Source organism: Piscinibacter sp. (assembly GCF_050175855.1).
GTDB lineage: Bacteria > Pseudomonadota > Gammaproteobacteria > Burkholderiales > Burkholderiaceae_C > Piscinibacter.
Window position 1 is genome coordinate 1 of record NZ_JBFXIO010000196.1, and the last position, 9,378, is coordinate 9,378.

10 protein-coding genes are annotated in these 9,378 nt (G+C 70.4%); 6 read left to right on the top strand and 4 right to left on the bottom strand.

The features are described from left to right. Window positions 1–47: 47 nt before the first annotated feature. Both fusA and AB7U92_RS15220 read left to right on the top strand, forming a co-directional pair. Window positions 48–2,120, top strand: coding sequence for an elongation factor G (gene fusA / locus AB7U92_RS15215; RefSeq protein ID WP_428578485.1), 2,073 nt, complete (start codon window positions 48–50; stop codon window positions 2,118–2,120). Window positions 2,121–2,237: 117 nt separating this feature from the next. Then, window positions 2,238–2,681, top strand: coding sequence for an Hsp20/alpha crystallin family protein (locus tag AB7U92_RS15220; protein ID WP_428578460.1), 444 nt, complete (start codon window positions 2,238–2,240; stop codon window positions 2,679–2,681). A gap of 12 nt (window positions 2,682–2,693) precedes the next feature. Here AB7U92_RS15220 and AB7U92_RS15225 read toward each other — a convergent pair whose 3' ends face one another. The 3 genes from AB7U92_RS15225 to purT all read right to left on the bottom strand — a co-directional run bounded on the left by AB7U92_RS15225 (window position 2,694) and on the right by purT (window position 6,258). Further along, window positions 2,694–3,089 (bottom strand): hypothetical protein, encoded by a 396-nt coding sequence (locus tag AB7U92_RS15225; RefSeq protein ID WP_428578463.1) that lies wholly within the window; start codon window positions 3,087–3,089, stop codon window positions 2,694–2,696. A gap of 121 nt (window positions 3,090–3,210) precedes the next feature. After that, window positions 3,211–4,875: an ATP-binding protein gene (locus AB7U92_RS15230; protein WP_428578466.1), complete on the bottom strand. Its 1,665-nt coding sequence runs from the start codon at window positions 4,873–4,875 to the stop codon at window positions 3,211–3,213. Between the two features lie 180 nt (window positions 4,876–5,055). Beyond that, window positions 5,056–6,258: a formate-dependent phosphoribosylglycinamide formyltransferase gene (gene purT / locus AB7U92_RS15235; RefSeq protein WP_428578469.1), complete on the bottom strand. Its 1,203-nt coding sequence runs from the start codon at window positions 6,256–6,258 to the stop codon at window positions 5,056–5,058. Window positions 6,259–6,345: 87 nt separating this feature from the next. Between purT and AB7U92_RS15240 the strand changes: the two genes are divergently transcribed. From AB7U92_RS15240 to AB7U92_RS15250, 3 genes are all read left to right on the top strand, one after another. Next, on the top strand, window positions 6,346–6,888 hold the full coding sequence (locus tag AB7U92_RS15240; RefSeq protein ID WP_428578472.1) for a hypothetical protein: 543 nt from the start codon (window positions 6,346–6,348) through the stop codon (window positions 6,886–6,888). 296 nt (window positions 6,889–7,184) lie between these two features. Next, window positions 7,185–7,343, top strand: coding sequence for a hypothetical protein (locus AB7U92_RS15245; RefSeq protein WP_428578475.1), 159 nt, complete (start codon window positions 7,185–7,187; stop codon window positions 7,341–7,343). 34 nt (window positions 7,344–7,377) lie between these two features. Further along, window positions 7,378–7,635: a hypothetical protein gene (locus AB7U92_RS15250; protein WP_428578478.1), complete on the top strand. Its 258-nt coding sequence runs from the start codon at window positions 7,378–7,380 to the stop codon at window positions 7,633–7,635. 60 nt (window positions 7,636–7,695) lie between these two features. On the opposite strand, the gene AB7U92_RS15255 is transcribed toward AB7U92_RS15250, so the two are convergent. Further along, window positions 7,696–8,550 (bottom strand): aldo/keto reductase, encoded by an 855-nt coding sequence (locus tag AB7U92_RS15255; RefSeq protein WP_428578480.1) that lies wholly within the window; start codon window positions 8,548–8,550, stop codon window positions 7,696–7,698. A 66-nt stretch (window positions 8,551–8,616) separates the two neighbouring features. Between AB7U92_RS15255 and AB7U92_RS15260 the strand changes: the two genes are divergently transcribed. Continuing rightward, window positions 8,617–9,378 (top strand): DUF2855 family protein (locus AB7U92_RS15260; protein ID WP_428578483.1); only part of this gene is annotated, 762 nt, incomplete at its 3' end.

Genomic DNA, 9,378 nt, shown 5'->3' on the forward strand with positions numbered 1-9,378 from the left:
CCCGCCCACCCCAGGCGCAGGAGACGCGCCTCACCAAGGAGCGCGTCATGGCCGCCAGCACCCCCAGCCCCACTGCCCGCGATACCCGCGCCATCGAGCGCATCCGCACGCTGGCGCTCGTCGGCCAATCGGCCGCGGGCAAGACCAGCCTCGCGGAAGCGCTGCTGCACCGCGCCGGCGCCATCGGCGCGACGGGCAGCCTGGAACGGGGCACCACCGTCAGCGACTTCGATCCGATGGAGCGCCGCGTGCAGCACTCGCTGAACTCGGCGCTGATGCACCTGGAGCACCGCGGCACGCGCATCCACCTGATCGACACGCCCGGGTACCCCGACTTCGTCGGCCAGGCGATGACCGCGCTGGAGGCGGTGGAGACCGCGGCGGTGGTGGTCAACGCGGCCACCGGCATCGAGGCCATGAGCACGCGCATGATGGCCTGGGCGGCCGAGCGCGGGCTGGACCGCATGGTGATCGTCAACAAGATCGATGCGCAAGGCGTCGACCTGCCGGTGCTGCTGGCGCAGATCCGCGAGACCTTCGGCAAGGAGTGCCTGCCGCTGAACCTGCCCGCCGCCGGCGGCTCGAAGGTGGTCGACTGCTTCTTCAACACCGAAGGCGCGAGCGATTTCGGCTCGGTGGCCGACGCGCACCGCGCGCTCGTGGAGCAGGTGGTGGAGGTGGACGCCGCCTTCGTCGATCGCTACCTCAATGACGGCGACGTCGACCCGAAGGAGCTGCACGCACCGCTGGAGCAGGCGCTGCGAGAGGGCCACCTCATCCCGGTGTGCTTCGTCTCGGCGCGCACGGGCGCCGGCGTGGCCGAACTGCTCGACGTGATCGAGCTGCTGCTGCCCCATCCGGGCGAGGGCAACCCGCCGCAGTTCTACAAGGGCGAGGGCGCGCAGGCGAAGGAACTGCATGCCGACCCCGACCCGTCCATGCACGTGATCGCCCACGTCTTCAAGGTCACGGTCGATCCGTACGTCGGCCGCATGGGCATCTTCCGCATCCACCAGGGCACGGTCACCAAGGACAGCCAGCTCTACATCGGCGACGGCCGCAAGCCCTTCAAGGTGGGGCACCTGTTCATGCTGCAGGGCAAGGAGCACGTCGAGGTGCCCTGCGGCGTGCCGGGCGACCTGTGCGCGGTGGCCAAGGTCGACGAGATCCACTTCGACGCGGTGCTGCACGACGCCGCCGAGGACGACCACCTGCACCTCAAGCCCCTGCCCTTCCCGGTGCCGGTGCACGGCCTGGCGATCGAGCCGAAGCGGCGCGGCGACGAGCAGCGCATGTGGGAGATCCTGCAGAAACTGGTCGACGAGGATCCGTGCCTGAAGGTGGAGCATGTGGCGGTGACCAACGAGACGGTGGTCTACGGCTTGGGCGAGCTGCACCTGCGCACCCTGCTCGAGCGCATGACCGAGGTCTACAAGTGCGAGGTGAGCACCCGGCCGCCGAAGATCGCCTACCGCGAGACCATCACCGCTCCGGCCGAGGGCCACCACCGCCACAAGAAGCAGAGCGGCGGCGCCGGGCAGTTCGGCGAGGTCTACCTGAAGATCGAGCCGCTGCCTCGCGGCGCGGGCTTCGAGTTCGTCGACCAGGTCAAGGGCGGCACCATTCCGACGCAGTTCATCCCGGCGGTCGAGAAGGGCGTGCGCCAGGCGCTCGATGCCGGCGTGGTGGCCGGCTACCCGGTCAAGGACGTGCGCGTGATCGTCTACGACGGCAAGTCGCACAGCGTCGATTCCAAGGACATCGCCTTCGCCACCGCGGGCCGCAAGGCCTTCGTCGACGCCGTCATGAAGGCGCGCCCGATCGTGCTCGAGCCCATCGTCAAGGTCGAGATCACCGCGCCCGAAGGCGCGATGGGTGACATCACCGGCGACCTCTCGGCCAAGCGCGGGCAGGTCAGCGGCACGCAGGCGCTGGCCGGCGGCGGCATGGTGGTCAGCGGCCAGATACCGCTGTCCGAGCTCAACGGCTACCAGGCGCGGCTGAACGGCATGACCGGCGGCCAGGGCCGCTACACGCTGGCGCTCAGCCACTACGAGGCGGTGCCGCCCACGGTGCAGGCGCAGCTCGCGGCGCAGTTCAAGCCGCGCGAGGACGACTGAGCCGCGCCGGTTGATCAGGCTCAGGCGCGCACCATGCGGCCCTTGAAGCCGCGCCGTCGCGCCCTATCTCCTGGGCATCGGCGGCCGTCTGCCGCCTCTGCCAAGAAGGAGGTTGCCATGTTCTCTCTGCTGTCCCGCCCTGCCACGCAGGGTGCTGCGCTGTCGCGCGATCCGTTCAGTCTGGTCGACGCCATGTTCAACGAGCTGGCCAGCCAGCGCAGCGGCTCGTCGCTGGTGTCGCGCGCCCGCATCGACGTCACCGAACGCAACGGCACCTACGAGGTCCGTGCCGAGCTGCCCGGCGCGAAGAAGGAAGACATCGCCATCGACATCGACGGCGCCTACGTTTCGATCAGCGCCAGGGTGTCCAGCCAGAGCGAGCGCAAGGAAGGCGAGCGTGTGCTGTACAGCGAGCGCAGCCACGAGTCGTATGCGCGCGCCTTCGAGCTGCCGCAGGCCGTGGACGCCCAGGCCGCCGAGGCGAAGTTCGACAACGGCGTGTTGACGCTCACGCTGCCGAAGAAGGACGCGCCGCGCTCAACCCGCCTGGCGGTGCGCTGAGCGCTGCCGCGGCTAGAGCTGGCTCAGCGGTAGCGTGGCCGCGAAGCCGTGGGCGGTGTCGCCGGGCTGCTGGTGCCTGGCGGCGTCGGCCTTGGCACGCAGGCCGTCGAGTTCGTCATAGGCCTCGGTGAGGTGGCGGGCCAGCTTCTCGGTCTCGGCGCGGTGTTCGGCACTGAGCCGCTCGACGCGGCTGGTCATCTCGGCCTGGATGGCGGCCACGTCGCGCTTGGCGGCGGCCTCGGCCGCCGCCACCGCCGACTGGGCGCGTGAGCGCTCTTCCTTGAGCGCGTGTTCGGCGCGCTCGACGCGTTCGTTCAATCCGGCCATGCCGCGCGTGCGCGCCAGCATCCAGCCGATCGTCACCCCCGCCGCCAGGCCGGCAGCGGCCAGGCCCCAAGCGAATCCCATGTCCATCCTGGTCCCCTGTTCTTGTGCCCCCAAGGGTACTCAATCAGGACCAGGAAAACGGCATCACTTCTCTCCGGTGTGACGAATTCCTGCCGGGTTGCACCGGAAACCACAACGGGGTTCAGGCCAGCGGCAGGGCCAGCGTAAAGCGCGCCCCGTGGCCCGGCTCGGATTCGACGCTCAGCCGGCCGCCCATCAGCTCGGCCAGCGCCCGCGACAGAGCCAGGCCGAGACCGGTGCCGCCGTGCTGGTAGCTCACCCGCTCGCTGCCCTGGCGGAACTTCTCGAAAATCAACTCCTGCTGCTCGTGCGGAATGCCCGGGCCGCTGTCGACCACCTGCAGCAGCAGTTCGTCGCCGCGACGCTCCACTTCGATGCCGATACCGCCCTGCTCGGTGAACTTGACGGCATTGGACAGCAGGTTGTTGAGGATCTGCTTGGTGCGCAGGCCGTCGCAGAGCACGCTGGCCGGAACGTCGTCGGCCACGCGCACGGCCAGGGCCAGGCCCTTGGCCGCGGCGGCCACCTCGAAGAATTCGCCGACGTCGCCCACCAGACGGCGCAGGTCCTGCGGTTCGCGCACGATGGGCATGGCGCCGGCCTCGACCTTGGTCAGGTCGAGGATCTCGGTGAGCAGCGTATTCAGGTGCTCGGCGCCCTTGCGGATCATCGAGGCCTGGTCCTTGAACACCGGGTGCTCGATGCGCCGCTCCATCAGTTCGGCGAAGCCGCGGATGCTGGTCAGCGGCGTGCGCAGCTCATGCGAGATGGCGGCGAGGAACTCGGTCTTGGCACGGTTGGCCGCCTGCGCCTGCATCTCGCTGGCGCGCAGCGCCTGGTTGCTGCGCTCCTGGCGGCGCAAGCCGAGGCCCGTCAGCGCCAGCACCGCGACGATCAGCAGCGAGAGCGCCGCAGCCAGCGAGAACATCACGTTGCGGCCGATGCGCCAGGCGTCGAGCGCCTCGTCGCTGCCGGTGAAGACGAAGATGTTGAGCGGGTAGCCACTGATCGCGCGGTAGGCGTACAGGCGCTCGATGCCGTCGACGCTGCTGAGCGTCGTCACACTGCCCTCGGTACCGAGATCGGGCCGTGCCGAAACGCTGTTCTCGCCGAGTACCGTGCCCATGCCCGCGGGCTGGCCGCCGATGACGCGGGCGCGCACGCCGCGATCGAGCCCGACCAGCGCCACGCCGCCGCTGCGGCCCAGCTGCACACGGGCGTAGACCTCCTCGAAGTAGGCCGGGTCGAGCGAGGCGACCACCACGCCGAGCGTGCCGCCGTCGCGGCCGACGATGCGGCGAGTGAGCTGGATGGTCCATCGCTTGGACACCTTGCCCAGCACCGGCTTGCCGATGAACAGGCCGTTGGCCGGCAGCAGCTTCTCGCGCTCGGCCTGCATCTGCGGCGACAGGTGGATGCGGATGTGCTCACGCTCGGAGAGGTCGACGTGGCCGGTCTTCTCGCCGGTCGGGTCGAGGTTGCTGGCGGCGAAGCGGCCATCGGCCCACACGTGCGAGAGCTGCACCAGGATCTTCGGCGCCAGGCCAGTCTCGTTGGCGAAGCGCACCAGGTCGGGAGACTGCTCCGGGTGGGCCGCCACTGCATCGGCGACACGGCGCGTGGCCTGGTCGACGGTGGCGATCACGCGCTCGGTCTGCTCCTGCAGGACGCGGGCGACGTTGGCGTTCTGCTTGAACTCGGCGCGCAGGGCTTCGTCGCGGCGGGAGTCGGCGATCCAGCCGACCGACAGCCACAGCAGGGCGAGCAGCACGATGGCGACCGCCACCAGTGCGTGAACCGGCCGCCAGGCCGGTGGAGGAGAAGCAGAGGGTGGAGCAGAAACGGCAGTCACGGAAGGCAAGCCTGCAGGCGAGCCTCCACTTTGCCGAAAAACGGACTCAGATGTTCATATCGGCCGAATTCATTTATCAAATTCGGCAAGAAATGGCATTCTCGGTGGCCGCTCTCAGGTCGCCCGCGGTTTCACGCACGCAGCCGCCTGCTTGGCGCGCTGCCGCGCGACCTCAACGTCCCCGTGGCGGGCCAGGGCCACGCCCATCCGGCGCTTGACGAAGCTCTCGGGCTTGCCGAACAGGCGCAGCTCGGTGCCGGGCACGCGCAGCGCGGCGTCGACACCGTCGAAGACGATGCCCTGCGCCTCCACGCCGCCGTAGATCACCGCGCTGGCGCCCGGCGTCTTCAGCGAGGTGTCCACCGGCAGGCCGAGGATGGCGCGGGCGTGCAGTTCGAACTCGTTCTGCCACTGCGTGGCCATCGTCACCATGCCGGTGTCGTGCGGCCGCGGGGAGACCTCGCTGAACCAGACCTGGTCACCCTTGACGAACAGCTCCACGCCGAACAGGCCCAGGCCGCCGAGGTCCGAAGTCACCGCCTCGGCGATCAGCCGCGACCGCTCCAGTGCGGCCTCGCTCATCGGGTGCGGCTGCCAGCTCTCGACGTAGTCACCGCTGACCTGCACGTGGCCGATCGGATCGCAGAAGTGCGTCTCGACGTTGCCGCGCGCATCGACCGCGCGCACCGTCAGCAACGTGATCTCGTAGTCGAAGGCGATGAAGCCCTCGACGATCACCCGGCCCTTGGCGACGCGGCCTCCAGCCATCGCGTAGTCCCAGGCGCGCCGGACGTCCTGCGGACCGTCGATCCTGCTCTGGCCCTTGCCGGAGCTGCTCATCACCGGCTTCACAATGCAGGGGTAGCCGATGCCGGCATCGATGGCGGCCTGCAGTTCCTCCAGCGAATCGCAGAAACGGTACGGGCTGGTCGGCAGCCGCAGCGTCTCGGCGGCCAGGCGGCGGATGCCTTCGCGGTCCATGGTCAAGCGCGCAGCACGCGCCGTGGGAATCACACGCACCAGGCCCTGCGCCTCGAGCTGCTCGAGCATCGGCGTGGCGATCGCCTCGATCTCGGGCACCACCAGCATCGGTCGCTCGGCCTCGATCAGCGCCTTGAGCTGCTCGGGGTCGCTCATCGCGATGGTGCGTGCGTGATGGGCCACCTGCTGGCCGGGCGCGTGGTCGTAGCGGTCCACCGCGATGGTCTCGACACCCAGGCGCTGCAGCGCGATCAGCACCTCCTTGCCGAGTTCGCCGCTGCCCAGCAGCATGACCTTGGTGGCGGAGGGCGAAAGTGGGGTGCCGAGCGTCGTCATCGTGAAGGGTCGAGGTGCGGAACGGGGCCGGATTGTCTCGCGCCCGGCTGGCGCCAGGCTTGCTCAACGGGCCTTTATCATCGGGGCATGACCCCCGGTGTGCGCGACGTCGCCCAGATCCGCCTCGACAACGCCCTGCTGCTGTTCGAGGAATTCGTGCAGGCGACGGTGAAGCATCCGGACGCCGCCACGCTGCGCGGCCTGGAGCGTCGCTTCGCCGAGCGGCTGCAGATCCAGCCCAGCTACTGGAGCCAGATCAAGGGCCGCTCGCGGCAGATCGGCGAACGGCTGGCGCGCCAGTTCGAGGTGCTGTGCCACAAGCCGCACGGCTGGATGGACCAGCCGCACGGCGCGGGCGGGGCCGGCGCCGCGGCACCCGCCGAGGAGCCCCCGCACAACGTGCCGCAGGACGACGACGAGCGCTTCATCGTCGGCCTGGTGCTCACCTACTACCGCCGCCATCCGCAGCGTGCCCGCACGCGGCTGCTCGACCTGCTCGGCGAGGTGCTGGCGCCGGCGCCGCCGGCCGCGCCGTCACCTGCGAAGCCCGCCGCCCCGCCGGCCGAGGAGAGCATGGACCTGTGGACGCGCACACAGGCCGGCGTCGCGCCGCTGAAGAAGAAGCGCTGAGCGCCGGGCGCGCCGGCATCGGTGTTGATCCCTAGATCAAGGGATCTTGCCAAAGATAATCAATCCTTTATCATGCGCGCAAGTCGCGGCAGCCGAAGGCGCCCGACGACACCCCGCCGAACCACCTTTCCGACGCCCGATGCGCCGCCTGCCGTTCCCGACCGCTGACTGCAACCGCCGCCCCGCACCGGGCTGACGCTGCCATTCGCCGCGTCCGCCACGACGGCCCGGGTTGCTCGCAGCACCCGGGCCGTCGTGTTTTCAGGCCTCGCCGGCCGACCCGAGGAGAACCGTTCATGAAGATCACCGTGAAGACCCTGAAGCCCCGCAACCCGCTGGTGGCGCCCGCCCACTTCCGCCGTGCCGGTTCGCACCGCGCCGGCAGCCGACTCGTGCGGCAGGAAGGCCAGCGCGCGCTGCAGCGCGAACTCAAACAGATGACCCACAGCCCTTGATTCCGCGCGGCATGGCCGCGCGCTGGAGACGACCATGAGTCCGAAAGCCCACCGCTGGAGCCCGCTCGCCGAAGCGCCCAGCGCCACTTCCGTTCCCCGCCACGCCGCCGCGAGCGTGCTGCGCAGCGCCAGCGCCGTGCTGGCCCGCCTGGCCCGTCGCCTGGCCGCTTCGCCGGCGCGGCACACCACCGATCCTCGGCTGGAGTTCTACGCCGAGGCCGGCGCCCCCGAAGGCGCGCTGTACCTCGACGGCCAGCTGGTCGGCTGGCTGCCGGGCGTGACGCGCCTGTGATGCGGCGATGAGCCGCCCTCTGCGCCCCGCAGGCCTTCGCGCCTGCCGGGGCGCCCTTCTTCAGACCATCGCCAGCGCGGTCTTGCGGCGCGGCGGTGCGAACAGCGCGTCGAGTTCGGCGAGATCATCGGGGCCCAGCGTGATCGACGTCGCCGCGAGGTTCTCGCGCAGGTGCGACTCCCGCACCGCCTTCGGGATCGCCATCACCCCCGGCTGCTCCATCGCCCAGGCCAGCGCCAGCTGCGCGGCGGTGGCCCCGTGGCGTGCGGCGAGTTCGGCCAGGGGCCGCGCGCCCGCCAGCACGCCCTGGTCGATCGGGCAGTAGGCCATCAACGGCATGCCGTGGCGCTGCAGCCAGGGCAGCAGCGCGAAGCCCGCGCCACGCTCGCCGAGCGAGTAGTAGACCTGGTTGGCCGCGCAGGCCCGGCCGCCGCGCAGCGCGAGCAGTTCCTCCATGTCGTCGACGTCGAAGTTGCTCACGCCCCAGCGGGCGATCTCGCCGCCTCCGACCAGCGCCTCGAAGCCCGCCACCGTCTCGCCCAGCGGATGCGCGCCGCGCCAATGCAGCAGGTAGAGATCGATGCGGTCCAGCCCGAGCCGGCGGCGGCTGCGCTCGCAGGCCGCGCGCACGCCGGCGCGGCTGGCGTTGTGCGGGTAGACCTTGCTGACGACGAACACTTCGTCGCGCGTGACGGTGCCGGCGCGCATCGCCTCGGCCAGCGCCTGGCCGACCACTTCCTCCGCGCCCCCTTCGCCATACATCTCTGCGGTGTCGATCACGCGGTAGCCGATCTCCAGCGCCAGGCGCACCGCGGCGACCTCGCGCGCGCGCTCGCGCGCCGATTCGCCCATGCGCCAGGTGCCCAGGCCCAGGGCCGGCGCCGAACTGCCGTCGGGGAAGCTGACATGCTGCATGGTCGGGCCCTCAGACGCGATACTCGATGCTAGTCGCCGCAGGCGGCCCGCACCAAGGACTTCGCCATGACGCTGCGCCTGATCATCGAACGCCACGACCTGCACCGCACCCGCTGGGAGCAGCTTCCCTCGCGCGCGCTGGCCGATGGCGAAGTGCGCCTGCGCATCGACCGCGTGGCCCTCACCGCCAACAACATCACCTACGCGGCCTTCGGCGAGGCGATGCACTACTGGGACTTCTTCCCCACCGGCGACGTCACCACCGGCTGCCTGCCGGTGTGGGGCTTCGGGGAGGTGGTCGAATCGACGCATCCCGAGGTGCAAGTCGGCGAACGCTTCTACGGCTACTTCCCGCTGGCCGACGAGCTGATCGTGCAACCGGCGCGCACCAACGCCGCCGGATTCCTCGACGGTGCCGAACACCGCCGCGCGCTGCACACCATCTACAACCACTACGCGCGCTGCAGCGCCGATCCCGGCTACCGCGCAGAGCGGGAGGCCGAGCAGGCGCTGCTGCGGCCGCTGTTCACCACCTCGTTCCTGATCGACGACTTCCTCGCCGACAACGGCGGCTTCGGCGCCGCGCAGGTGCTGCTGTCCAGCGCCTCCAGCAAGACCGCCTACGGCACCGCCTTCTGCCTCGCCCAGCGGCGCGGGCAGGCGGGGGCGTTGCGCATCGTCGGGCTGACCTCGGCGGGCAACCTCGGCTTCACCCGCTCGCTCGGCTGCTACGACGAGGTGCTGAGCTACGACGAGCTCGCCGCGCTGGATCACACCACACCGGCGGTCTACGTCGACTTCAGCGGCAGCGCCTCGTTGCGCCGCGCC

Excerpts from the sequence above, each read along its gene's own strand:
- fusA (WP_428578485.1), top strand. The coding sequence starts at position 48 with ATGGCCGCCAGCACCCCCAGCCCCACTGCCCGCGATACCCGCGCCATC.
- AB7U92_RS15220 (WP_428578460.1), top strand. The coding sequence starts at position 2,238 with ATGTTCTCTCTGCTGTCCCGCCCTGCCACGCAGGGTGCTGCGCTGTCG.
- AB7U92_RS15225 (WP_428578463.1), bottom strand. The coding sequence starts at position 3,089 with ATGGGATTCGCTTGGGGCCTGGCCGCTGCCGGCCTGGCGGCGGGGGTG.
- purT (WP_428578469.1), bottom strand. The coding sequence starts at position 6,258 with ATGACGACGCTCGGCACCCCACTTTCGCCCTCCGCCACCAAGGTCATG.
- AB7U92_RS15240 (WP_428578472.1), top strand. The coding sequence starts at position 6,346 with ATGACCCCCGGTGTGCGCGACGTCGCCCAGATCCGCCTCGACAACGCC.
- AB7U92_RS15245 (WP_428578475.1), top strand. The coding sequence starts at position 7,185 with ATGAAGATCACCGTGAAGACCCTGAAGCCCCGCAACCCGCTGGTGGCG.
- AB7U92_RS15250 (WP_428578478.1), top strand. The coding sequence starts at position 7,378 with ATGAGTCCGAAAGCCCACCGCTGGAGCCCGCTCGCCGAAGCGCCCAGC.
- AB7U92_RS15255 (WP_428578480.1), bottom strand. The coding sequence starts at position 8,550 with ATGCAGCATGTCAGCTTCCCCGACGGCAGTTCGGCGCCGGCCCTGGGC.